General features: G+C 64.3%; 26 protein-coding genes. 15 read left to right on the top strand and 11 right to left on the bottom strand.

Annotation, left to right across the window (positions count from 1 at the left end):
* Positions 1 to 114: 114 nt before the first annotated feature.
* Together pdxT and pdxS are read right to left on the bottom strand one after the other, a co-directional pair.
* Positions 115 to 705 (bottom strand): pyridoxal 5'-phosphate synthase glutaminase subunit PdxT, encoded by a 591-nt coding sequence (pdxT, locus tag QP884_RS10370; protein ID WP_284821961.1) that lies wholly within the window; start codon positions 703 to 705, stop codon positions 115 to 117.
* Entirely contained in the window at positions 699 to 1,601 is a 903-nt protein-coding gene (gene pdxS, locus QP884_RS10375) for a pyridoxal 5'-phosphate synthase lyase subunit PdxS (RefSeq protein WP_040424867.1), read from the bottom strand. Before pdxS ends, pdxT begins: the two co-directional genes overlap by 7 nt.
* 81 nt (positions 1,602 to 1,682) lie before the next feature.
* Between pdxS and QP884_RS10380 the strand changes: the two genes are divergently transcribed.
* The 4 genes from QP884_RS10380 to metX all read left to right on the top strand — a co-directional run bounded on the left by QP884_RS10380 (position 1,683) and on the right by metX (position 5,790).
* Entirely contained in the window at positions 1,683 to 2,987 is a 1,305-nt protein-coding gene (locus tag QP884_RS10380; protein ID WP_239278051.1) for a PLP-dependent aminotransferase family protein, read from the top strand.
* A 37-nt stretch (positions 2,988 to 3,024) separates the two neighbouring features.
* Positions 3,025 to 3,186: a hypothetical protein gene (locus QP884_RS10385; RefSeq protein ID WP_239278052.1), complete on the top strand. Its 162-nt coding sequence runs from the start codon at positions 3,025 to 3,027 to the stop codon at positions 3,184 to 3,186.
* Between the two features lie 172 nt (positions 3,187 to 3,358).
* Positions 3,359 to 4,675, top strand: a complete 1,317-nt coding sequence (locus tag QP884_RS10390; protein WP_284821962.1) for an O-acetylhomoserine/O-acetylserine sulfhydrylase — start codon at positions 3,359 to 3,361, stop codon at positions 4,673 to 4,675.
* A complete protein-coding gene (metX, locus tag QP884_RS10395; protein ID WP_284821963.1) occupies positions 4,672 to 5,790 on the top strand; it encodes a homoserine O-acetyltransferase MetX in 1,119 nt (372 codons plus the stop codon). The genes QP884_RS10390 and metX overlap by 4 nt, the downstream gene beginning before the upstream one ends.
* Positions 5,791 to 5,904: 114 nt before the next feature.
* On the opposite strand, the gene QP884_RS10400 is transcribed toward metX, so the two are convergent.
* From QP884_RS10400 to QP884_RS10410, 3 genes are all read right to left on the bottom strand, one after another.
* On the bottom strand, positions 5,905 to 6,885 hold the full coding sequence (locus tag QP884_RS10400; RefSeq protein ID WP_284821964.1) for an HNH endonuclease signature motif containing protein: 981 nt from the start codon (positions 6,883 to 6,885) through the stop codon (positions 5,905 to 5,907).
* A 125-nt stretch (positions 6,886 to 7,010) separates the two neighbouring features.
* Positions 7,011 to 7,325: a DUF3017 domain-containing protein gene (locus QP884_RS10405; RefSeq protein WP_284821965.1), complete on the bottom strand. Its 315-nt coding sequence runs from the start codon at positions 7,323 to 7,325 to the stop codon at positions 7,011 to 7,013.
* Complete coding sequence (locus QP884_RS10410; RefSeq protein WP_284821966.1) at positions 7,322 to 8,170, bottom strand: bifunctional methylenetetrahydrofolate dehydrogenase/methenyltetrahydrofolate cyclohydrolase; 849 nt, start codon at positions 8,168 to 8,170, stop codon at positions 7,322 to 7,324. The genes QP884_RS10405 and QP884_RS10410 overlap by 4 nt, the downstream gene beginning before the upstream one ends.
* Before the next feature lie 23 nt (positions 8,171 to 8,193).
* Here QP884_RS10410 and QP884_RS10415 point away from each other — a divergent pair, with 23 nt between their 5' ends.
* Positions 8,194 to 8,664 carry a tRNA (cytidine(34)-2'-O)-methyltransferase gene (locus tag QP884_RS10415; protein WP_005322648.1) on the top strand — a complete coding sequence of 157 codons (471 nt, stop codon included), beginning with the start codon at positions 8,194 to 8,196 and terminating at the stop codon, positions 8,662 to 8,664.
* On the opposite strand, the gene QP884_RS10420 is transcribed toward QP884_RS10415, so the two are convergent.
* A complete protein-coding gene (locus tag QP884_RS10420; RefSeq protein WP_284821967.1) occupies positions 8,648 to 10,003 on the bottom strand; it encodes a PH domain-containing protein in 1,356 nt (451 codons plus the stop codon). The genes QP884_RS10415 and QP884_RS10420 overlap by 17 nt on opposite strands.
* Positions 10,000 to 10,461 carry a PH domain-containing protein gene (locus QP884_RS10425; protein ID WP_179387420.1) on the bottom strand — a complete coding sequence of 154 codons (462 nt, stop codon included), beginning with the start codon at positions 10,459 to 10,461 and terminating at the stop codon, positions 10,000 to 10,002. The genes QP884_RS10420 and QP884_RS10425 overlap by 4 nt, the downstream gene beginning before the upstream one ends.
* Positions 10,462 to 10,572: 111 nt before the next feature.
* On the opposite strand from QP884_RS10425, the gene QP884_RS10430 reads away from it, so the two are divergent.
* The 4 genes from QP884_RS10430 to QP884_RS10445 are packed head-to-tail and all read left to right on the top strand — an operon-like array spanning position 10,573 to position 12,135.
* Complete coding sequence (locus QP884_RS10430; protein WP_284821968.1) at positions 10,573 to 11,121, top strand: hypothetical protein; 549 nt, start codon at positions 10,573 to 10,575, stop codon at positions 11,119 to 11,121.
* Entirely contained in the window at positions 11,114 to 11,332 is a 219-nt protein-coding gene (locus tag QP884_RS10435) for a helix-turn-helix domain-containing protein (protein WP_255632123.1), read from the top strand. Before QP884_RS10430 ends, QP884_RS10435 begins: the two co-directional genes overlap by 8 nt.
* 42 nt (positions 11,333 to 11,374) lie before the next feature.
* The gene (locus QP884_RS10440; RefSeq protein WP_005322660.1) at positions 11,375 to 11,638 is read left to right on the top strand and encodes a helix-turn-helix transcriptional regulator; all 264 of its coding nucleotides are present in this window, start codon (positions 11,375 to 11,377) and stop codon (positions 11,636 to 11,638) included.
* Positions 11,638 to 12,135 carry a hypothetical protein gene (locus QP884_RS10445; RefSeq protein ID WP_284821969.1) on the top strand — a complete coding sequence of 166 codons (498 nt, stop codon included), beginning with the start codon at positions 11,638 to 11,640 and terminating at the stop codon, positions 12,133 to 12,135. The genes QP884_RS10440 and QP884_RS10445 overlap by 1 nt, the downstream gene beginning before the upstream one ends.
* Here the strand turns inward: QP884_RS10445 and QP884_RS10450 are convergent.
* Positions 12,132 to 15,251 carry an error-prone DNA polymerase gene (locus QP884_RS10450; protein WP_284821970.1) on the bottom strand — a complete coding sequence of 1,040 codons (3,120 nt, stop codon included), beginning with the start codon at positions 15,249 to 15,251 and terminating at the stop codon, positions 12,132 to 12,134. The two genes, QP884_RS10445 and QP884_RS10450, sit on opposite strands and share 4 nt — an antisense overlap.
* A 137-nt stretch (positions 15,252 to 15,388) precedes the next feature.
* On the opposite strand from QP884_RS10450, the gene QP884_RS10455 reads away from it, so the two are divergent.
* The 3 genes from QP884_RS10455 to QP884_RS10465 all read left to right on the top strand — a co-directional run bounded on the left by QP884_RS10455 (position 15,389) and on the right by QP884_RS10465 (position 18,037).
* Entirely contained in the window at positions 15,389 to 16,252 is an 864-nt protein-coding gene (locus QP884_RS10455) for a MetQ/NlpA family ABC transporter substrate-binding protein (protein WP_284821971.1), read from the top strand.
* 70 nt (positions 16,253 to 16,322) lie between these two features.
* Complete coding sequence (locus tag QP884_RS10460) at positions 16,323 to 17,360, top strand: methionine ABC transporter ATP-binding protein (RefSeq protein WP_284821972.1); 1,038 nt, start codon at positions 16,323 to 16,325, stop codon at positions 17,358 to 17,360.
* The gene (locus QP884_RS10465; protein ID WP_005322670.1) at positions 17,357 to 18,037 is read left to right on the top strand and encodes a methionine ABC transporter permease; all 681 of its coding nucleotides are present in this window, start codon (positions 17,357 to 17,359) and stop codon (positions 18,035 to 18,037) included. The genes QP884_RS10460 and QP884_RS10465 overlap by 4 nt, the downstream gene beginning before the upstream one ends.
* A 38-nt stretch (positions 18,038 to 18,075) precedes the next feature.
* On the opposite strand, the gene QP884_RS10470 is transcribed toward QP884_RS10465, so the two are convergent.
* Entirely contained in the window at positions 18,076 to 18,936 is an 861-nt protein-coding gene (locus tag QP884_RS10470) for a sucrase ferredoxin (protein ID WP_284821973.1), read from the bottom strand.
* A 110-nt stretch (positions 18,937 to 19,046) separates the two neighbouring features.
* On the opposite strand from QP884_RS10470, the gene QP884_RS10475 reads away from it, so the two are divergent.
* Positions 19,047 to 19,604 (top strand): AMIN-like domain-containing (lipo)protein, encoded by a 558-nt coding sequence (locus tag QP884_RS10475; RefSeq protein WP_284821974.1) that lies wholly within the window; start codon positions 19,047 to 19,049, stop codon positions 19,602 to 19,604.
* On the opposite strand, the gene QP884_RS10480 is transcribed toward QP884_RS10475, so the two are convergent.
* Both QP884_RS10480 and QP884_RS10485 read right to left on the bottom strand, forming a co-directional pair.
* On the bottom strand, positions 19,601 to 21,124 hold the full coding sequence (locus QP884_RS10480) for a DNA polymerase Y family protein (RefSeq protein WP_284821975.1): 1,524 nt from the start codon (positions 21,122 to 21,124) through the stop codon (positions 19,601 to 19,603). The genes QP884_RS10475 and QP884_RS10480 overlap by 4 nt on opposite strands.
* A complete protein-coding gene (locus QP884_RS10485; RefSeq protein WP_284821989.1) occupies positions 21,121 to 21,717 on the bottom strand; it encodes a hypothetical protein in 597 nt (198 codons plus the stop codon). Before QP884_RS10485 ends, QP884_RS10480 begins: the two co-directional genes overlap by 4 nt.
* Before the next feature lie 130 nt (positions 21,718 to 21,847).
* On the opposite strand from QP884_RS10485, the gene QP884_RS10490 reads away from it, so the two are divergent.
* Together QP884_RS10490 and QP884_RS10495 are read left to right on the top strand one after the other, a co-directional pair.
* Positions 21,848 to 22,267 carry a hypothetical protein gene (locus QP884_RS10490; RefSeq protein WP_005322680.1) on the top strand — a complete coding sequence of 140 codons (420 nt, stop codon included), beginning with the start codon at positions 21,848 to 21,850 and terminating at the stop codon, positions 22,265 to 22,267.
* A 137-nt stretch (positions 22,268 to 22,404) separates the two neighbouring features.
* A complete protein-coding gene (locus tag QP884_RS10495; RefSeq protein WP_284821976.1) occupies positions 22,405 to 23,442 on the top strand; it encodes an HNH endonuclease signature motif containing protein in 1,038 nt (345 codons plus the stop codon).
* The last annotated feature ends 66 nt before the right edge of the window (positions 23,443 to 23,508 follow it).

Genomic DNA, 23,508 nt, shown 5'->3' on the forward strand with positions numbered 1-23,508 from the left:
ACGTGCTCTCAAAGAAAATGCTCCCCACTAGTTGTTGGCAACTGATTTCTCAGTCCAACTAATGGGGAGCAGTTCATTGATTCGCTGCGGGGCGGCTTTGGTGTGTCTGCATGCTTAGAAGCTGTCGAGCCAGGCGGCGTGCACGCGGGCGTCGCCATTTTCTTCTGGGTGGAAGCTCAGCGCCGTTACGCGGCCCTGGCGCACGCCGACCACCGCGTCGCCGTCCTCGCCCGGCACCGTCGCGATGACCTCGACGCCCTCGCCCACGCGGGTGACCAGCGGGGCACGAATGAAACTCGCCTCAATGTCGAGCGTTTCCTCGCCCGCCGTCACCGGAACCGTGCGCTCTTCGGAAAAGCGCTGGTTGCCAAAGGCATTGCGGCGTACAGTCACGTCCAATAGCCACAGGGTTTGCTGCCCCGGCGCGGGGTTTTCGAGCTCGCGGGCGCAATAGATAAGCCCCGCGCAGGTCGCGAGCACCGGCATTCCTGCGGCCGCGGCGTCGCGCAGCGGCGCGGCCAGCCCGAAGCTACGCGCCAGCTTGTCGATAACACTCGACTCGCCGCCCGGGATCACCAGCCCGTCGAGCCCGTCCAGGTCGCGCGGCACCCGCACCCGGCGCGTAGCAACACCGAGCACGTCCAGAATGCGCTGGTGCTCCTCGACGCCGCCCTGCAGCGCCAGCACCCCGACGGTGGCTACCATCCGCGCTCGGCCAGGCGGTGCGGTGCAGGCACGTCGTTGACGTTGATGCCCACCATGGCCTCGCCCAGGCCGCGGGAAAGCTTGGCGAGTTCTGCGGGGTCGTCGTAAAGCGTGGCAGCCTTCACGATGGCTTCCGCGCGCGCTGCTGGATTGCCGGACTTGAAGATGCCGGAGCCGACGAAGACGCCTTCGGCGCCCATCTGGCGGACAAGGGCGGCGTCGGCAGGCGTGGCCACGCCACCGGCCACGAAGAGCACAACCGGAAGCTTGCCGGTCTCCGCAACCTCTGCAACCAGGTCGTACGGTGCCTGCAGCTCCTTGGCCGCGACGTAGAGCTCGTCTCGGTCCAGGTGGCGCAGGCGGGCAATCTCGGCCTTAATCGTGCGCAGGTGCTTCACGGCCTCGGAGACGTCGCCGGTGCCGGCCTCGCCCTTGGATCGAATCATGGCCGCGCCCTCGGTAATGCGGCGCAGCGCCTCGCCCAGGTTGGTGGCACCGCACACGAACGGCACGTCGAAGTCCCACTTATTGATGTGGTTGACGTAATCGGCCGGGCTGAGCACCTCGGACTCGTCGATGAAGTCCACACCCAGCTCGCCCAGGATCTGCGCCTCCACAAAGTGGCCGATGCGGGCCTTGGCCATGACCGGGATATCCACGGCCTCGACGATGCCCTCGATAAGCTCCGGGTCAGACATGCGGGCCACGCCGCCCTGCGCGCGGATATCGGCCGGCACGCGCTCCAGCGCCATCACGGCCGACGCTCCCGCATCTTCCGCAATGCGCGCCTGCTCCGGCGTGACGACGTCCATGATGACGCCGCCCTTCAACATATCGGCCAGTCCTCGCTTCACGCGCGTGGTAGCGCGTCCTTGTTCATTTACCTGTTCAGTCATAGGTGCCATAGTGGCCCACATAATTGGTACAAGACAAGAGCCATTTTCAGCGTGTTGGATTAGACCACTTATGATGGGCCCGTGCCCCTTCGCCTCGATCCCTCTGATACGCGGCCGCTGCCCGTGCAAATCGCCGCCGCCTTGCGTGCCCAGGTCGCCGCCGGCGTCCTCCTGCCCGGCGAGCGCGTTCCTTCGACCCGCCACCTGGCTTCGCAGCTCGGCATTTCCCGAGGCAGCGTGGTCACCGCCTACGACCAACTCACGGCCGAGGGCTACCTCACCGCCGCGGTTGGCTCCGGCACCGTCATCAACCCACTGCTCCCCCACGCGCGTGCCCCACGGCCGGAGCCAGCCCCCGAACCGGCCGCTGAGCCCGAACTGGTGTCGCTGACACCCGGCCTGCCCGACACCGCCGGCATCCTCACCCCTGAATGGAGGGCCGCGTGGCGTGCGGCGGCCGTCGACCCCTCCGGCGATCTGCCCCGCGAGGTCGCCGCGCACCTGCGCCACATGCGCGGGCTCACCGTGGACCCAGCCTGCGTGCTGATCACGGCCGGCGCCCGCGACGGCCTCTCCGTTCTCCTGCGCTCCCTCAGCCGCCACCTGCGTGTGGGCGTGGAATCCCCCGGCTACCCCAGCCTTCGCCGCGTACCCCAGGCTCTCGGCCACACGTTGGTGGAAATCCCCACCGACCCCGACGGCGTCACCGTGCCTGCGGCCGATCTCGACGCCCTCATCGTCACCCCCAGCCACCAATACCCCTACGGCGGCTCGCTGCCCGCAGCCCGGCGCGCCGAACTCGTCGAATGGGCCCGCGCACACGACGCCCTCCTCATCGAGGACGACTTCGACTCCGAACTGCGCTACGTCGGCCAGCCACTGCCCGCCCTAGCCGCGCTCGCCCCGGAACACACCGTGCTGCTGGGTACCTTCTCCTCGGTCATCTCCCCCTCGATTGCCTGCGGCTACCTCGTCGTTCCACCGCGCCTGCGCCCGGCCGTTGACCGCGTACGCGATATCTTCGGCCAACCCGTCGGTGCCATTCCCCAGGCCGCGCTCGCCCACTATCTTGCCAGCGGCGCTTTACGACGCCACACCGGCCGCATGCGCCGCACCTATAAACGCCGCCGCAACCTCGTGGCCGAAACGCTCGGCACCATCGAAGGCGCACAACTCCTCCCCATCCACGGTGGCCTCCACGCGGTATTGCTGTGCGACCCGGCTGTGGTCCCCCGCGCCGCCGCCCGCGGCATTAAGCTCACCCCGCTGCGCGACTATTGGGGCGGCGCCGACGCCGAAGACGGCGTCGTCCTCGGCTTCGGCCACCTCAGCGACTCCGAGCTGCGCACGAGCCTCACCGCGGTCGCGGCCGCATTAGGCGAGTGATACCGTAGCCCCAAAGACCATAAAAGAAAGGTGATAAATGTCCCTCGGCCCGCTTGAATTTCTACTCATACTCATTCCGTTCCTCATCCTCGCCGGAATCATCGCCATCGTGGTCAAGCTCGTGCGCAATAGCAACGAAACTCGTGCAAACACCCGCCGCATTGCCGATCAGCTCGAGGAACAAAATCACCACCCGTAGAAACTCTTAGCCACGAGGCCACGTGCGCTGCCGCGAAAGCCCCGCCGTGCGCCTTCCGACGCCCACATAAAACTCGAGACTGACCGCTTAGTCTATTTTTATTCTCGCTCCTGCCAGCAGGTTTCACTAAACCCGCTCGCAAGACATACCGCTTGGTCTAGTCTTGCCAAGCATGACGACGAAATACGATAACTCCAATTCCGACTGGTCCTTCGCTACCCGCTCCGTACACGCGGGCCAAAACCTCGATGGGCACCACAATGCCCGCAACGTGCCGATTTACCAGACCACCTCCTACGTCTTTAACGACGCCGAGCACGCGGCCAACCGCTTCAATCTTTCCGACGCCGGCCCCATCTACACCCGCCTGACCAACCCCACCCAGGACGCGCTGGAAGAGCGCCTCGCTTCCCTCGAGGGCGGCGTCGCGGCCGTCGCCTTCGCTTCGGGACAAGCTGCCGAAACCGCGGCCATTTTGAACCTCGCCTCGGCCGGCGACCACATCGTGACCTCCCCGCGCCTCTACGGCGGCACCTCCACCCTCTTTACCGTCACGCTCAATCGCCTAGGCATCGACGTCACCCTCGTCGAGGACCCGGATGACCCGCAGTCCTGGCAGGACGCCGTCCAGCCGAATACCAAGGCCTTCTACGGCGAGACCTTCGGCAACCCCGTGGCCGATGTTCTCGATATCCCGGCCATCGCCGAGATCGCCCACAATAACCAGGTCCCGCTCATCGTGGATAACACCATCGCCACCGCCGCCCTCGCGCGGCCGCTGGACCTCGGCGCGGACATCGTCGTGGTGTCCACCACCAAGTTCTACACCGGAAATGGCTCGGCCATCGGCGGCGCGATTATCGACGGCGGCTCCTTCGACTGGACCGTCACCCGCAACGGCGAGCCCGTATTCCCCTACTTCGTCACCCCGGATGAGGCCTACCACGGCCTGAAGTACGCCGATCTCGGAGCCCCAGCCTTCGCGCTCAAGGCCCGCGCCGGCCTGCTGCGCGATACCGGCGCCGCCATCTCCCCCTTCAACGCCTGGCTGACGCTGAATGGAATCGAGACGGTGGGGCTGCGCGTCGAAAAGCACAATGCCAATGCCCAGGCCGTTGCCGAGTACCTGGAAGGCCACGCCAAGGTCACCAAGGTCAACTACGCCGGCCTGGATTCTTCGCCGTATAAGGCCACCAAGGAAAAGCTCGGCTACGCCTACACCGGCTCCGTGCTCTCCTTCGACATCGACGGCGGCCGCGAGGAAGCCTGGGCGTTTATCGACGCCCTCAAGCTCCACTCCAACCTCGCCAATATCGGCGATACCCGCTCCCTGGCCGTGCACCCGGCAACCACTACGCACTCCCAGTCCGACGAGCCTGCGCTTGCCGCGGCCGGCATCACCCAGTCCACCATCCGTCTGTCCGTTGGCATCGAGCACATCGATGACATCATCGCGGACCTCGAGCTGGGCTTTAGCGCGCTGGCATGAAGCTAGTTAGCATCGGCGACTTCCACACCGAAGCCGGCGCCACGCTTGCCGACGCCCACATTGCCTACCACCGCTTCGGCCACCTCCTCGGCGATCCCCACGGCCGCAATAACGTCATTGTGGTTGAACACGCCTTGACCGGTGATTCGAATGTGGCCGAGTGGTGGGCCGATCTGGTCGGCCCCGGCAAGGCGCTAGATACGACGAAGTGGTGCGTTATCGCCACCAACGCACTGGGCGGCTGCGGCGGCTCCACCGGCCCTGCCTCCCCGCACCCAGACGACGGCCGCGCCTGGGGCTCGCGCTTCCCCGCGCTGTCGGTGCGCGACCTCGTTGCGGCCGAGCGCGCCGCGCTCCGCGAGCTCGGCATCACCCACGTCCACGCCATCATTGGCGGTTCGATGGGCGGCGCGCGCACGCTGGAGTGGACGCTGATGTACCCCGAGGCCGTTGATGCGGCCTGCGTCATTGCCGTATCGGCCCGCGCTTCCGCCTGGCAGATTGGCATCCAGTCGGCGCAAATCGCGGCCATCGAGCAGGATTCCTTCTGGCATGGCGGCGATTACTACGCCTCTGCGCAGCGCCCGCGCGAGGGGCTGGCGGCCGCGCGTCGCATTGCGCACCTGACGTATCGCGGCGAGCAGGAAATCGACGAGCGCTTCGGTGTCCAGGCCCAGACCGGCGAGAATCCGCTCGGGCCCTACCGCCGCCGCAATGAGCGCTTTGCCGTCAACTCCTACCTGGATTATCAGGGCATCAAGCTGGCCGATCGCTTTGACGCCGGCTCCTACGTCACGCTCACCGAGGCGCTCAACCGCCACGATATCGGCCGCGGCCGCGGCGGCCTTAACCGCGCGCTGGGCTCGTCCGAGGTGCCGACCATGGTCGTCGGCGTGGACACGGATATCTTGTACCCGTATCACCAGCAAGAACACATCTCGCGCAACCTCGGCAACCTGCTGGCGATGGCGAAGGTTGTCTCCCCGGTAGGCCACGACGCTTTTCTTACCGAGTCACGCCAGATGGATCGCATCTTGCGAAACTTCCTCACCCTTTCCCAACCGGACCCGAGCATCGATTCTGCGGCGGGCGATCCCACGGAGTATTCGATTTAAAGGCTCGCCGCATCTGAGATCGCCAAAGCCGCGCAGCGCGCACTAGCTATAAGCGGTGCGGCACGCTGCGCTGGTCCTATGGCCGGTCGTGGCGAGCAGAGACGGGACGGGGGCTCAGCCGTCTTCGGGCGGTGAGGCCCAGGGCGGGCGCCAGACGATACCTTCGCCGGGGCGGCGCTCGAGCCGACCGCGGCGCGGCGGCGCATTGGGGTCATCATCATTGACCCCGTTGTGATATTTGCAGGCCATGGTGAGGTTCTCGGGATTCGTGTCCCCGCCGAGCAGCCACGGGGTGAGGTGGTGGACTTGGCATTCATCCGCTGGCGTATGGCAGTCGGGCCACGGGCACACTGGATTTTCCGCCATCGCCATCTGGCGTTGCTTCCATGTAGCCCGGCGCCGCGATTGATAGAGGTTTACGGGGCCGGTGACGGGGTGGATGAGGGTGATAAGGCCGACGTCGGCAAGCGCGCGGCGGGCAAGGTCCGCACCGGAGATTTGCGCACCATTGGTTAGCTGCAGGGTGACGTCCTCGCCGTGGATGACCTTGACCATCTCATTGAGGGTGAGCACCACATTGGTGGTGATTGTGGAGGCGGCGGCACCCTGGGAAAAGACCCGGCGGGCATCGGCGACGGTGGAGACATGGTTATTAATCTCTGCCACCAGTTCGGACTCAGCGGTAATGGTCAGCGTCCACAGGTCATCGCGGCGGCGGGTCAGGCGCACGCCCTCAGAGCGCTTGGTGGTGCGCTCCTCGCGCACAAGGCGGCGGGCGCGCTTTTCAATCTCGCTGGTAGCAACGCGCAGGGCGCAGAGTTCCTCGCGCAGCGCCCAGGCCGCACGCTGGGTTTTCATCTTCTGTGCGTAGTGCTCGATGATTTTTAGCGCGTCGAGCGGCAGCGTAGTGCGGCGGGCGGTGCGCTGTTTGGCGCGAAAGGAGGTGCAGCCGAAGTAGGTATCGGCAAGGCGTGCGAACTCGGCGGCTTCGCGGTCGCTAAAGCCCTTATCGACGAGCTCTTCTACCGACAGCCCAGCACACTCCTCGATGAGCACCATCGGGGAGTTCACGGCTGTCAGGTAGGTCGAAATCATGGCCCTGAGCCTAAGCGGGCCGCGCAACCCGACGCGCGGTGGCGGGCGCTGGCCTGTGGATAACCGCCGGAACTACACCTTTTAGGGCCGAGATGGGTGATGGTTCTACAAAAGCCTGTGGATAACTAGCTGCCGAGCGAGTCTACCGAAAAGGCCAGAAAGGCCATCACGGCGCCGAGCAGGCCGGTAAAGCAGGCATCAAAGCGGCGCGAGCGCACGGCCAGCACGCCGACGCGGCTGGAATCGCAGGTAAGGCGAACCACTGTGAGCCACAGCAGGGCGAGACCAAGGAGGAACGTGGCCCGGCGCCAGTACTCGAATGCCGCGTAGCCGCCGGAGATGACCACGCCGGCCACGAAGATGCCGATGGCTGCCCACTGCGCGGCGGGCGGCAGCGGGGAGGGCGCGAGGCCGGCGTCGTGCGGATTGTCTAGATTCACGCCAACTTTTCCGCGCGCTCGACGATATTGCGCACCAAGAAGGCGCGGGTCAGCGGGCCGACGCCGCCCGGGTTCGGCGAGACGAATCCGGCCTTGTCCCAGCAGTCTGGGTGGATGTCGCCGGTGAGCTTGTCGTCGACGCGGGAGACTCCGACGTCGAGAAGCGCGGCGCCTTCCTTAATCATGTCCGCAGTAAGCATGTGGGGCTGGCCGGCGGCGGCGATGACGATATCGGCCTCGCAGGTCTCGGCGGCCAGGTCTTTGGTGCCGGTGTGGCACAGGGTGACGGTGGAATTCTCGCTGCGGCGGGTAAGCATCAGGCCGATGGGGCGACCCACGGTAACGCCGCGGCCGATGACCACGGTCTTGGCGCCGTCAAGCTCAACGCCGAAGCGGCGCAGCAAGTGCAAGCAGCCATTCGGGGTACACGGCAGGGGCGCATCCTCGTTGAGCACGAGCTTGCCCAGGTTGACGGGGTGCAGGCCGTCGGCGTCCTTTTCGGGGTCGATGCGCTCGAGTATGGCGTTTTCATCCAGGTGCTTCGGCAGCGGGAGCTGGACGATGTAGCCGGTGCAGGCATCATCAGCGTTGAGTTCATCAATGACGGCCTCGAGTTCTTCCTGCGTAATATCGGCCGGCAGGTCCTTGCGGATGGAGTTGATGCCGAGCTTTTCGCAGTCGCGGTGCTTCATCTTCACATAGGACTGGGAGCCAGGGTCCTCGCCGACCAGGACGGTGGCGAGGCCGGGCGTAATCCCCTTGTCCTTCAGCGCGGCCACGCGCTGGGCGAGGTCGGCGAAAATCTCGTCGCGGTACAGTGTGCCATCTAGTTTGGTAGCGCTCATAGCCACCATCCTAGACTGAAGGCATGAGCCAGCTGCACATTGTCTTTGATAACCCAGTCATCCCTACTAATACGGGCAACGCCATCCGTACGGCCGCGGTGACGGGCGCGAGCTTGCACCTGATTGAGCCGCTGGGCTTTAATTTCGACGATAAGCACTTAAAGCGCGCTGGACTGGATTATCACGATCTGGCCGATGTGCAGATTCACAAGGATTTTCAGGCCTGCATGGACGCGCTGCCGGGGGCGCGCGTCTTCGCGTTTACCACGCATACGGATAAGTGGTTTACGGATATCGAATACCAGGAGGGCGATGTCTTGCTCTTCGGCACGGAGCCGACTGGCCTGCCGGAGGAGCATATTAACCATCCGCGCGTGACGGACCGCGTGCGCATTCCGATGGTGCCGGCTAGGCGCTCGATGAACCTGTCGAATTCGGCGTCGACGGCCGTATTCGAGGCGTGGCGCCAGCTGGGATTTAACGGGGCGGTTTAAGCCCTGGCAGTTGGCGGGAGCGCAGGCGGGCAAGGAGTGCGGTGGCGTCGGCAAGCGTGAGGTTGCGCGCGGCCATGCGCACGGGCCCCTGGACTAGGTCGAGGTCGACGGTGGCTAGGCCGAGCGCCTGGGAAATCGGCCCGCGGCGGTAGGTGAGCTCCTGGATATGGGAGGTGTGGATGGCCTTGACGCGGCGGTTGAGCCGGCCGTTGCGCACGATGACGTAGTCGCCGGTGAGCGCGACGGTTTGCTGGCGGTAATCCAGCGGGGAGACCCACTTGGCGCGGGCCGGCGAGGCGTAGGTGGGGGCGGCGTCGGCCGGGAGGAATTGCCGAGCTTGGGCGAGGGTGCCCACTGGCAGGATGCGGGTGGAGCCAGAAGCCTTGCCGCTTGCCGACGCCCCATACCCCGCCACCGAAACCCTCACCTCGTACCAGCCCAGCGGCCGCCAGAGGAAGGGCTGGGTAATTTGCACGGCGTGGATGCGGTCGAGGCGGATGCTTTGGCGGCGGCGATCGGCCAGGCCGTAGGTGATGTTGAGTACCTCGCCGTCGGTGCGGGCGGTGTAGCGCCAGGAAGAATCGAGCACGTTCCATGCGTTGGGGATCGCGCCGACGAGGATGGGCAGCGCGGTCGACAGCGGCAGCCGGGTGACCACGACAAGGATGAGGAAACCGACGAGGAAAAGCGTGGAGGTGCGCAACGCGGCCGCCATAAGGGAGCGCGCGATGGGGATTTCGGGCACGAGGGCTGGTTCTTCGGCCGGTTCGGCGGGTGTGTGGGCGCCGGTCGCGTCGGCGGCGGTTGCGTCGATGTCAGTGTCGGTGGCGGCCGGTGCGGGTGCGCCGTGAACGCGGGCGAGGATGTCCTCGCGCAGGGCTTCGGCGTCAGCCTTTTTGAGGTAGGCGATTTCGATGACGGATGATTGGCCGCCGGCTGTTTCTACGCGCACGGCCGCTAGCCGGAAAAGGCGAGCGATGACGGGTTCGACGACGTCGACGGCCTGGGTGCGGTCATAGCGCGCGGTGCGCAGTTGGGTGGAAAAGAGTCCGCGGCGCAGGGAGAGCTCGTCCCCGCCGAGCTGGTAGCCCATGCGGCGCCACCATAGGCCGGAGGCGAGCCACACGACCGCGCAGACCGCAACGAACCCGGCGAGCGCAAAGGCGGTATCGCGCAGAGCCTCGCCGCGGTGCTCGCCCGTGATGAAGGCGAAGATATCGCGCAAGGCCTCCAGGTTGACGTTGAGGGCGAAGGCCGCGATGAGAGCCAAGATCACTGACCACAGGCGCAGCAGCGGGGTAAGACGGTGGACGCGGCGGAAGCTTGGCTGGGTACTCATAGGCCGCTCATCCGTTCGCGGGCTTGGTGGGCAAGGCGGGTGCGGAGGGCGTCGGCAAGCGGGGCTTCCAGGCCCTTGATGGTGGCGTCCGTGCTGGCTGAGGCCGTGTGGAGCTGCAGCTTTTTCAGCCCGAGGGCGCGGTCGATGGGCCCGGAGGTCACGTCGACGAATTGGATACGGCCGTAGGGCACCACGGTGAAGGAATGCCAGAGCTTGCCGCGAGTGATAAGCAGCTCATCGTCGGTCTCGAGCCAGCCCATGTTGCGCACCTGGGCGGGGATGAGCCAGAGCAGCCAGAAGAAAAGGGCGACGAAAAGCCCGGCCGCCCAGTAGAACCACGGGGTCCACCAGAAACCTGCCGCACCGGCGGCCGCGGCGAGGACAATCATCCAGCTCAGGTGGTGGATATAGCGCGAGGTCACCAGGCGTGGCGAGACGGGATTCATTTCTTCGCTCATAGTTATTGACAGTATCAATCGGGCCATACCCTTGCGTAACTTATCGTTAATCGATATTATCGAATTACGACAACATCGAGAGTCGATAAACAATCGGCGGAAAGGATTGCCATGACCACCCCACAACCCACCTCCAAGGCCGAGCGCCGCGAAATTAACACAGCGGCCACCATCAGCCTCTTTACCATCGTCATCCTGGGCCCCACCTATCTGCGCGACCTCGCCACCGGACGTTTTTCCACTGCACTGAGCGCAGCCATCCCAGAAGGCCTAAGCAAACACAACCTCGACGGCGGACCATTCTGGATGCTCACCGCAGCGCTCGTCGTTAAGATTGCGGCTATTTTGATCATCGCGTTCTTTACCTACCGTCTGGTCAAGCCCATGCTTCGCGGGCAGGTCTTCACTACGAAAAATATTCGCTTTCTCAACGGGATGACCATCGGAATCCTTATCTGGTTTATCGGACGCTTCCCGCTCGAAGGTATGGGCAACAACTGGGCCTCTTCACAGCTGGGAATCGACTGGTGGTCCAGCCAGAGCGGAACGTCATTTGGCGAGCTCACACTGCTTTACCTCTTTGCCTGCGCCCTACAGCTCTTCTCAGCCGCCATCAAGCGCGGCTGCAAGCTAGAAGAGGAGGTCGAAGGACTTGTCTGAGCCACAAGGGCCCCAGGTAGTCTGCCACCTCGACCAAATAATGGAAGAGCGCGGCATAACCGGAGCGGCACTCGCTAAAGAAGTAGGCATCACCCCAGTCAACCTCTCCGTATTGAAGAATAATCGTGCCAAAGCCGTACGCTTTAGCACCCTCGCAGCACTGTGTGCGGCACTGGACTGCCAGCCGGGCGACATTTTCGGCGTCGAATAACAACCCTTGCCAGGACGTTGGGTTTATGCAATACTTTGACTCATGTCCCCAAAGAAGAAGCCCTCCGCACCCATTTATAACCGGGTACGCGTGCTGCGCGCCGAGCGGGACATGTCGCGCGCGCAACTGGCTGAGGCCATCGACGTCAATCCCCAGACCGTCGGAGCCCTCGAGCGCGGGGACCACTCCCCCAGCCTGGACCTAGCCTTTCGCGTCTGCGAAGTCTTTGACCTTCCGGTGGAGGCTATCTTTTCCCGCCAGGAATTTGCCCCTATGTCCACTGAAATCTATAGGAAGAATTCCTAATGGCTACCACAATTCCCGCCTCTGTTTCCCGCCGCAAGCGCTTGATCCTAGCCGGCGATATTTTTCTCGGCCTGGCCATCGTGGCGGCGGCCCTGCACTTTTTCGCGCTTGGCTTGTCTAATCTGCTGTGGCCGATAGCTGGCATTGCGGCGACCACGTGCACCACGTGGCTGCGCCAGTCCATTCGGCACCTCGACGTTCCCACTACGGAAATGGATGAGTACGAGCTGCGCCTGCATACCGACGCCCGCGACAAAGGCCTGAAAACCGCGTTGGCCACGGCCATAGTGCTCTTCCTCGTCGCCGGCGCCACCGCATGTGGGCTGCGCTTCTCAGGCGCGGAGCAGGTTGCGGTGGAGGAAGCGACCTCGGGGGCTAATATCGCCATCTTCTTTGCCAAGCTCATCTATATCCAGCTGCTGTGGATTCCGTTTGCGGTAGCCAAGGAATTGGCCAATAAGCTCAACGCGGACGAGCTACGCAGCGGCGGCAACTAGCGGAAGTCACGGGAGCCGCGGGAGAGGAATTCGCCAAAGTCCAACGGCTCGAGCTTATCTGCGACCACGCTGACCGCGCCGGTGGCATTTTGTACGATGCCGCGGATGATCATTGCCCGGGCGGTGCGGGCCAGAACTTTATGCCGCGACCACAATCCGGGTGAGACCATCACGTTCATCAGGCCGGTTTCATCCTCGACGCCCAAAAAGGTCAGGCCAGAAGCAGTGCGCGGGCGCTGGCGGTGAGTAATGATGCCAGCGATGCGCACGCGGGTGCCATCGGGGACATGGGGGAGCTGGGAGGCAGGGAGGACGTCGGCAAGCGAGGCACGCACCAGCTCCATCGGCTGCTGGTTATGGGTCACGCCGGTGGCGGCGACGTCGGTAGCCATGAGCTCAAACGCGGACATACCAGGCAGGTGCGGTGCAGCCAGCGCGGAAGTGCCAGGCAGCATACCCTCGCGCTCGGTGGCGGCAACTCCGGCCTGCCACAACGCTTGACGACGATCCAACCCCAGACACTCCAATGCCCCAGCCGTGGCCAGCGCTTCCACCTGCTCCACGCTGAGATCCGCCCGGCGCGAAAGATCGGACACGCTAGTAAAAGGCGCGGCCGCCTCCACCCGCTCGGCGGCAGACTCCCCTAGCCCCTTAATGAGATTCAGACCGAGCCGAATCTCGCCCGACCCCGTTGCGCGGGCCTGCGCACCAGAATCATTGATACTCACCGGCAGCACCCGCACGCCGTGGCGCCGGGCATCTTGGATGAGCGACTGCGGGGAATAAAAACCCATCGGCTGTGCACGCAGCAGGCCCACGCAGAATTCCGCCGGGTAGTGGTATTTAAACCACGCGGAAAAATACACCAGCGAGGCAAAGGACTGCGAGTGGGATTCCGGGAAGCCATAGGCGGAGAAGGCCACGATTTTGGTCCACAGTTTTTCTGCCACCTCGCCCTCGATACCGTTGGTCTCGCGCAGGCCGGCAAAGAAGCGGCTGCGCAGCGCGGCCATCTTTTCCGGTGAGCGCTTCGAGCCCATGGCGCGGCGCAGGTCATCGGCCTCGGCGCCGGAAAAACCGGCGGCGTCGACCGCGATCTGCATCAACTGCTCCTGGAAGAGCGGGATGCCTAACGTCTTGCCCAGGGATTTTTCCAGCACCGGATGGTCATAGGTCACCTCCTCAAGGCCATCGCGGCGGCGCAGGTAGGGGTGCACGGACCCGCCCTGGATGGGGCCGGGGCGAATGAGCGCGACCTCGACCACCAAGTCAAAGAAGCGGCGCGGCTTCAGGCGCGGCAGCGTGGCTAGCTGCGCACGGGATTCCACCTGGAATACGCCCACCGCATCGGCGCGGCAAAGCATGTCATAGACCTCCGGCTCGGCGAGGTCAAGCTCCCACAGGTGCACCTCGCGGCCAGTGGTGGCGCGCACGGCATCGATCATGTGGTGCAGCGCCTCCAGCATGCCTAGGCCCAAGAGATCGAATTTCACCAGGCCAGCGGCCGCGCAATCATCCTTATCCCACTGCAGCACAGAACGATTTTCCATGCGCGCCCATTCCATGGGCACGACGTCCGCAATGGGCCGATCGCACAGCACCATGCCGCCGGAGTGGATGCCCAAGTGGCGGGGCTGGCCGAGGAATTGCTCGGCTAAAGAGGAGACGTCGGCAGGCGGCTCAGAGGTACCTTTCGACCACGCATCGGCCGAGCCCTGCGGGTAGCCCAACGCGCGGGCGGCATCGCGCGTAGCTCCCTTGCGGCGATAGGTAATGACATTGGCCACCTGCGCGGCGCGATCGCGGCCGTGGGTGCGGTAGACATACTGGATGACTTCCTCGCGGCGGCCGGACTCGATGTCGATATCAATATCGGGCGGGCCATCGCGGTCCGGGGAGAGAAAGCGCTCGAAAAGCAGCTGCGCGGAGATGGGCTCGGCGTTTGTAATGCCCAGCGCAAAGCACACCACGGAGTTGGCAGCCGAGCCGCGGCCTTGGCACAGAATATTCTCGCGGCGGCAAAAATCCACCAGGTCGCAGACAATCAGGAAGTAGCCGGGAAAGCCCAGCTGCTTGATGACGCCTAACTCATGCCCAATCTGCTTCCTCGCCGCCTGCTTAATCTCGGCTGGGCGCGAGGCATAGCGGTCCTTGGCACGGCGCCACACCTCGCGTTCTAGCCAGCTCATCTCGGTATGCCCCTCCGGAACGGGAAAGTGCGGCAGGTTCGGGGCAAGCGCATCCCAGGTAAAGGAACACTCGCGAGCCAGACGCACAGTTTCAGCAATAAGCTCCGGCCGGTCAGGCAAAAGCTGGGCCATCTGCTCGCCGGATCGCAGCCAGCCAGCCCCCATGGGGTGGGCGTGCGGCGCGGCGGCCGCGAGGGATTCGCGCCGGGCCAGGGCCCGCTTGGCGGCGGCGAGCCGAGCTTGGTCGCGGGTCGCGGCCGCGGGCCGTGCGGTTGCGATGGCCCGCAGGTTATTGTATTTATCGAGGAAACGGTGCCGATCCGCATCCTCGGGGGACATGCTGCACGAATATTCGAGAACTATGCTGTCTATTTTTATTCTTTCGAGCAGGTTATCGATTTCTGCTAGCGCCTCCGGCCCCACCAGAAAGAAGCACTCCCCTTCCAGTTCGCGTGCCACCTCATCTAACGGCGGATAGACCACCCTATCTTTCTCCCCAGCCTCCATCCGGGCGCGCGCGATGAGGCGCGACAGGCGGCGATAGCCCTCCGGGGTGCGTGCCAGCACGGTCACCGGAGCCTCCGCGAGCGATAGCTCCGCACCATATACGGCGGGAAGTCCTGCTTTAGCTGCGGCTTCGGCAAATTTCATCAGGCCATAAAAGCCATCGCGGTCCACGATGGCCAACCCCTCAAGGCCTAGCTCCACAGCCCGGTCCACCAGCTCCTCCGGCTCGGCGGCGCCGTCGAGAAAGCTATAAGAACTTACCGCGTGCAGCTCCGCAAAGGGGACGGCGGAGTAACCGCGCCGAGCAGAATCCGCTGGTCCATGAAGGTGATTAACCGGTACGGGCGCAGCAGATTCCCGGCCGGAGAGGATGCGCTCCACCCGCGACCACGACAGTGCCTTTCCGCCATTAAATTTCACTCCACATAGCGTAATATCGAATCATTGTTCTAGACAATCCGGTGGGACGTGATGTCCACAATAGACAAAGCGGTTCGCTGATTGCTAAGTTGCTAAACAGACAAATTATTTCAACTCCTACAAGAAGGGGATTCCCCATGCAGATCCGTCGCGTAGTGGCTGCTACCGCCGCCGTAACCATCGCCGCCACCAGCCTGGTGGCATGCTCTTCCGACTCCGATGACTCCAAGACCATCAAAGTCGGCACCACCGATGACGCAAAGAAGGCCTGGGTAGCGTTCGAGCAGGAAGCAAAGAACGCAGGCTATGACATCGATATCCAGCCTTTCGCGGATTACAACACCCCGAACCAGGCTCTGGACCAGGGCGAGCTGGATACCAATAACTTCCAGCACCTGAGGTTCTTGGCGGAGTACAACCACGGCAACGGCACCAACCTGGTGCCTATCGTGGCTACCGAGATCGTGCCGCTGGCACTGTTCTGGAAGGACCACGACTCCCTCGACGGCATCGAGGGCGAAAAGGTCGCCATCCCGAATGACTCCACCAACCAGGCTCGCGCCATCAACGTGCTGGTCCAGGCCGGCCTTCTCACCCTGAAGGACAAGGACAACTTGGAGCCCACCCCGCTAGACATTGATGAAGGGAAGTCCAAGGTCAAGGTCACCCCGGTAGATGCGGCACAGACCACGTCCGCACACGGCGAGGGCACCCCGGCCATTATCAATAACTCCTTCCTGGAGCGCGCCGGCATCGATCCGAAGACTGCCATCTTCCAGGACGACCCGAACTCTGAAGAGGCAGAGCCGTACATCAATGTCTTCGCCGTCCGCGAGGAAGACGCCGATAACGAGGACATCAAGAAGCTCGCCGAGCTATGGCACAGCGACGCCGTCCAGGAGGGCGTCGACGAAGACTCCGCCGGCACCTCCGTCGAGGTGGAGCGCAGCCAAGAGGATCTGCAGAAGATCCTGGATAAGCTCGAAGCAGATCTGGACTAATCACCCTTGCTTTTACCCCGCCGGAGCCCCCGGCGGGGTTTGGCACTTTCCTAGCTAAGGACGCAAACACGTGGCAGATTCCACTCAACGCGGCACCCGCATCGAGTTCCGCGAGATCACCAAGATCTTTAAACAGAAAAAGGCGCGAGTTAAGGCACTCGACCATGTCTCCATGACCATTGAGCCCGGCGAAATTGTCGGCATCATTGGCTACTCCGGCGCCGGCAAGTCCACCCTCGTACGCATGATCAACGGCTTGGACACCCCGTCTGCGGGAGAGCTGCTGCTTGATGACACCAATATCGTTGGCATGTCCGAGAAGAGACTGCGCGGCATTCGCCGCAATATCGGCATGATTTTCCAGCAGTTCAACCTGATGAACTCGCGCACCGCGGCCGGCAATATTGAATACCCGCTGCAGCTGCAGGGCGTCGGCAAGCAGGAGCGCGCCAAGCGCGTGCAAGAGCTGCTGGATTTCGTCGGCCTAGGAGACAAGGGCAAGAGCTACCCAGAGCAGCTTTCCGGCGGCCAGAAGCAGCGCGTTGGCATTGCCCGTGCGCTGGCCACCAACCCTTCGCTGCTGCTTGCCGACGAAGCCACTTCCGCCCTCGACCCCACCACCACGCAGGAAGTCCTCGACCTGCTGCGCCGGGTGAACAAGGAATTCGGCATCACCATCGTGGTTATTACCCACGAGATGGAAGTCGTTCGCTCCATCGCCGATAAGGTCGCCGTGATGGAAAACGGCCGCGTAGTAGAACAAGGCAGCGTCTACGAAGTCTTCTCCAACCCGCAGACCTCCGTGGCCGCCAAGTTCGTGGCCACCTCGCTGCGCAACGAACCCGACGTCGTCGAAACCGACGACCTGCTTGCGCACGAAGGCCGCCTGTTTACCATCAACCTCACCGAGGAATCTGGCTTCTTCACCGCCGCCGCTCGGCTCAAGGAAGCCGGCGTGTCCATCGCCGTCGTGCACGGCGGTATCACCACGTTGCAGCAGCATTCCTTTGGCAAGCTGACCGTGCGGCTTAGCGGTGATAATAACGCCATCGAGGAGTTCTACCGCACGCTTTCTACCACCACCCAGATTGAGGAGATTGCACGATGACCGTCACCAACCTCGCCCAAGCCAACTGGGACCGCCTCGGCCCCTCGCTCGCCGATGCCATCGTCGACACCCTCATCATGGTCTCGACCACCCTCATCGTCTCCGGCATCCTCGGCCTTGGCCTGGGCATGCTGCTCTACACCACCCGCACGGGCGGCATCCTGCAAAACCGGTTTGTCTACGTCATTGTGAACCTGCTGGTGAACTTCGTCCGCCCCATCCCGTTCATCATCTTGCTGGCCTTTGCCCAGCCGTTGACCGTCGCTGTAATGGGCGGTTCCATCGGCCGCGGCCCGGCCACCTTCGTCATGGTGATCGCCGCAACCTTCTCCGTGGCCCGCGTGGTGGAGCAAAACCTCGTGGCCATCGATCCCGGTGTTATCGAGGCCGCCCGCTCCATGGGCGCCTCGCCGTGGAAGATCATTACCTCCGTGATCGTTCCGGAGGCCCTCGGCCCGCTGATTCTGGGCTACACCTTCCTGTTCATCGCCATCGTGGATATGTCCGCCATGGCCGGCTACGTCGGCGGCGGCGGCTTGGGTGACTTTGCCATCGTCTACGGCTACCGCGCCTTTGAGTGGGAAGTCACCGTCGTGGCCACACTCATCATCATCGTGCTGGTGCAGGCCGCCCAGTTCCTGGGCAACTGGCTTTCTTCCAAGGTCATGCGCCGCTAGCCCCTCGCTTGCCGACGCCGCCCCCCACCCCGCGCAGCCTACCCCGCGATCGGCTCCACGCCGGTCGCTACGATGGCCTGGCCTTTCTTCGGTGCATCGCCGCACGAAGAGACCACGCCTTCTACCTCGCGCTCCTCGAGCGCCACGCGCCAGCGCCGGCCGTCAGTGTGGCTGACCTCGCCGCCGTCGGTGGCGGTGAGCTGGCCATAGGAGAGGTCCTCGCCGGCGTCGATAAGCGAGCGGGCCACCGCCAACTCCGCCACCTGGCCACGCGGGCCGAAAATACCGCGCCCGCGATTTACCGGGTAGAAATACTTCCCCTTCGCCGCCGCCGCAATCATCTGCGCGGCGGCTTCTTTATTCATGCGACCAAAGGAATAGGCCCATGGCATGAGCATGACCGACGGCGCGAACCGGTGCCCCTTCGTGTGCGAGGTCTCCCACACCATATCCGGATAATCCGCCACCAGCTCCGCAGCCAGCGGCCGGCCCTTGACCGCACAACACGTATCGCGCTTCGCGTGCGTGCACACCAGCACCAGCGGCGTATCCAAAGCGCCGCCCCCATTGCGGCCAGGCCCGGTCAGGTCCAGATCGAGGATCTTCTCCGGGCCCGTCAGCAGCACGAGCTCCATCACGCCCTGTTCGGCCCACACCAGGTAGCAGCGGTGCATCTTGCCCACCTGGCGGCCGTTGCGGCCCGGCCGGCGAATAAGCTGCAGCCCTGCCATACCCTTCAGCTTGGTCTTGAGCTGCGCTGTGAGATCCGGCCCAAAGGTATCGCCGTCGAGCACGTCTCGCGACCATCCACCCGGCCACTCGAAAAGCACATAGACGGATTCCTTCTTCGCCGTGCCTGGCAGCGGCTCTACCTGGATATCTGAACAGAACTCGGTCATATACCTAAGCCTAACCTTTCTGCATTTCAGCTCACACCCTTGGCAACAATTCGGCCACGAAGTACCCCCTCAGCTATACAGTTCACGGCCGAAAATATAACCTAGGGGACATGTTGAAAGTCCGTCTCGCCGCAACGCTTCTCGTCGCTGCTTTTCTCAGCGGCTGCGCTGCCCACGAGTCGGACCCCACCACCATGGCCGCGTCTGCGGATAACTCCCAGCTCAATCCGCTAGGCCAGGCCAATATGGAGATGAAAACCCTCCGGCCGCAGGCGCCCTCCGAGCTCACGGTGACCGACGTGCGCATCGGCCGGCACGAGGGTTTTGAGCGCGTCGTCTTCGAGCTCGACGGCGGCGGCGCTCCCGGCTGGTTCGTGGATTACGCCGACACACCCACACAGCAGGGTTCCGGCAAGGCCATTGACCACTCCGGCGAGACCGCACTCAATGTCAATATCGACGGCGTGGTCTACCCCTTCGAGGCCGGCAAGGACGATCCCCGCATCGGCGTGGTGGATGCCCCTACGGAAGGAATTGTCACCCAAGTGGTCAATGGCGGCACCTACGAGGGCCGCTGCCAATTTGTCATCGGCATGACCTCTCGCAAGCCTTATTCCGTGCAGGTGCTCGATAACCCCACCCGCCTCGTGGTCGATATTCGCGATTAATAGGTCGCCTCAACCCGCCAGCGGCCGCCGGACCATACCAAGAGCCAGGCCCGCTGATGCTCTTCGTGGTCGGATTGGCCCACCACCTGCAAACGCGCTACGTGCTGTGGAGTACCGGTCCACCACTGCGTATCCACCGGCCAAGGACCGGCCCAGCCCAGCACGCGGAAACGATGCGCACCCCAGCTCAAGGCCACCGGCACCCCGGACAGGAGGGCCTCGGCGGTAACGAAGACGGGACGCTCGGCGGCGTCGATAAGCCGAATGCGCGCGGCCGGATGGTTCGGCCCACCTCCCAGCCGCGCGGGCAAGGGTGCGGGGATGCGGCCGGGCCACTCGCCCTGCGGCGGGGCGTCGCGCTGCTCGCCATAGGGCACGTACTCGATGCGCTCAGCCACCCCACGGCCGCCCACCGCCCGCGGCTGCAGCACACGATCCACCCCCAGCTGCGATTGCACGCGGGCGATCACGCGCTTGACCTGCTCCTGCGATCCTTCCCCGCCCCACAGGCCGGTGGCGGACGGGGCGGCAACCTCCACCGGCTCCAGCGCTAGGCGGCGAATGGCCGCGCCCTCACCAGTAGCGCGCGTAAGCCAACCATCGAGCTGCCAGCGCACCCGGTCCGCGGTGGCCTGCTCCGTCAGCGCTTCCTGCGTGCGCCACACCCGCGCCAGCTCCTCACCGGTGCCAAACTCCGCCACCACGCACAGCCGCAGGCACACCTTGCCGGCCTCTTCCAAGCGGGCATGCAGCCGGGCCGCTAGCTGACGGGCTGCGAAGGCCGCCGCGTCCACACGCTCGATGCGCTCTTCCATCTCCACCGCCAGATCCGGGCGCGCCAGCTCTGGGGCCACGCGCCTATCCGCACGGGCCTGGGCCAGTTCGTGGGCACGCCGGCCCGGCTCACCAAACCGGGTAGCTACCTGCTTAAACGGCAGCGCGGCTAAATCACCCAGCCGCCGCACACCCAGCTTATCCAGCTGTGCGATAAACCCCGCCTCAAAGCCCAAGGCCTCATCGGCGGCCAGCACGCCTATGGGCTGGGTGGCCAAAAACTCCCGCGAGCCGCCCTCTGGTACCACCGCTCCCACGCCGCGGTGCCGGGCCGCGATGACGGCCGTGGCAATCTCATCGGCGACGCCGAGGGTGGAGTCGAAGCCGGCGTACGAAGAGGCGTCGACAAGCATCTCTAGTGCTTTTTCCCCGTGGTAGCGCAGCGCCGCGCCCGCATCCACAATCGCCAGGCCGGGACGCAGCACCTCCACCGAGGACGCCACCGCATCCAAACCAGCCGCAACCTCCGCAAACGCCGCACCATCCCGGTCCGGGTTAGCCTCCACCACTGCGGCCTCGGGGCACAGCGCTTGGGCCTGGCGCAGGCGCATCCCGCGCCGAACACCCGCCCGGCGCGCCTTCCTATCGCACACCGCCACCGCGTGATTGCGCGCAATAACCATAGGGCCCTGCCCGCCGGCGGCCTGGATGGGCCAATCCGGAAACCACACGGCCGCTACCCTCATACGGCCTCCAACCGGCGACGCTCACCCACCGTGAGCACCCCGCGCGAGGCACCCTGCTTCGAGGTCACCTCCACGTCCATGTCCACGCCGCGAATGCGCCCGCTGCCCTTGCCGACGCCCCGATAGGCACTCACCCGCGCCCCTATCCCCACCGCCGTGCCGGGCAGGCGCGTGCCCACCGTAAGCACCGCCGCGCGCCCGCCGCGCACCTTCGCCAGCACCGGCCGAGCCTTGGTAGGGCTCACCTCGCCGGGCGGCCCATGGTGGACAACAAGGTCCAGCCCTTCCGCCAATACTCCCGCCACCATCCAGGATTCCAGGCCCGGATCCGGCACGGTTACCACGCGTTCGATAGCGCCTTCCTCGGCCACTTGTGCGAGTAGCAAATCCGGCCACCCCACCACTCCCACATACCCGCCACGGGCGGTGAGGTGACAGATAAGCTCCACTACCAGCGCCGGGCAGCTCGCACAGTGCACCACCTGCCGGCGCGCCAGCCCACCTGCAGGAAGCAAGCGCGCCAGGCCAGGGAGCGTATCTACCAGCTCTTCTTCCGGACCGCGCTCCATAGCGCGCATGCGGGTACGCAGCATCGCCACGCGGTCCGACCTACTTAGCCCGGCCACCGCTTTCTCTAGACGAACGCTCGTTTGACTCACCCGAATAGTATGAACCCTCACCCGGACACATGCAAGTGTATGTTCGAATGGTAGCCTTAGCGGCATGAACTTCAACGCTGCCTACGGCGCCATGCGCGAGCACACCACTCCCATCCCTACTCCGCCATGGGTGCGCTTGGGCTCGTCCATCCTCATCGGTGCGGCCGTGGCACTTTTGGCAAGCCGCGCGCATATCTTTGCCGCACTGGTTGGGGCGCTCGTATGCCTCGTGGCGGCCTTCGTCCTCGTCTTTGCCCACCCCTACCGCCGTGCGATGCGCGCTTATGCCGACAAGCGCAATGTCGCTCTGGTTCCCACCATCGCGCAGCTCGTGCCACTGATGATTCTGTGGCTTATGGTGATGCTCGCGCCCATCGTGGCCCTACCCGCGTGGGGCGCCGGGCTGGTGTGGCTAGTGGTCTTTGGGCTGAGCTTTTTCGTCTTCCCCCATGTGGATGGCACGCGCCGGCTCGCGTTTGCCTAATCTAAACGACACTTTTCGGGGTTATCCACAGCTTTTTCGGCCCGCGGCGGGTATGCGGGTCGGGTTATCCACAGAATCGGCCGTAGCGGTTGCGCCGGCCCTGCGCCGGTATGGGTGTGCGCCGTAGCGTTGCAGGCATGAACGCACTCGAGACCTACCTCACCGCCTTGGGCCCTGGCATGGATATCATCGCTGGGTGCCAAGGCATGTCCGGGTCCGAGCTCATGGACCGCGGCGCGCCCGATGCCATCGCCGCCGATCTGCTGCTTTTGTGCGAAAGCTACTTCGGCCGCACCAAATTTACGCGCCTGCAGCGCCGCGCTATTGCCGACGCCCGCCGCAACACCCACTCCATCGCCACCCTTACGGCCCTCGAGCGCATTGTTAACCGCGCGCCCAGCAAAAAGCAGGCCTGGCAGCTGCGCGCGGAATGCTGCGCGATGACCGGCTCGATGAGCCGCATCCTTAAACACGCCCGACGGCGCCTGCGGGAGATGAAAGACGACACCGTAAGCCCAGGCGTGCGCACTTACCGACGCCCCAATGATTACTGGACGCTTGCCATCACCGGAACCTCTAGTTTCATCGCGGATCTCAACGCCGCGCTGGCCGCGACTGGAAAGCAATCGCTCGAGGCGGTAGAAAAGATTTTCTTTGACCAAGCTGCGGCCGCGCGGGCAGAAGTGGTGACCAATGCCATCGTGCCGTTAGACAAATTCATCCGCATCCGCGACGGCCGCGGCAATGATATCGAGCTCGATCTGACCAATGGCGCCACCATCACCGGCACCGAATATCTGCGCCGCGTGCTCAACGACGTCGGCTTTGCTGGCGACAAAGAAACCGGCTACGTCACGCTCGTGCACCCCGAAGAAGGTCCAGTCAATCTCTACCGCACGGCGCGCGTGGCCAATGACAAGCAGCGCATTATGGCCGCCGGAGAAAACCCACGCTGCGCCTGGCCGGGCTGCAACCAACCGGCCGACCTCTCCCAAGTCCACCACCTCAAGGCGTGGAGCAATGGCGGGGAGACGAATATGAAAAACCTGGTCATGTGCTGCGCTTACCATAATGGTGTCAACGACGATGACCCCAACGCCCCACCTCGACGCGGCCGCCTCGAGCGGGTGGGCGGGCGCATTGTGTGGCGGCCACCGTTTACCCCGCGCGAGTAAGCGCCGCCGCTAAAACGAGCGAGAAGGCGCTCAGCACTAAACTGAGCGCCTTCTACGCATGCCGTT

The organism is Corynebacterium tuberculostearicum, from assembly GCF_030229345.1.
GTDB classification, from domain to species: domain Bacteria; phylum Actinomycetota; class Actinomycetes; order Mycobacteriales; family Mycobacteriaceae; genus Corynebacterium; species Corynebacterium tuberculostearicum_G.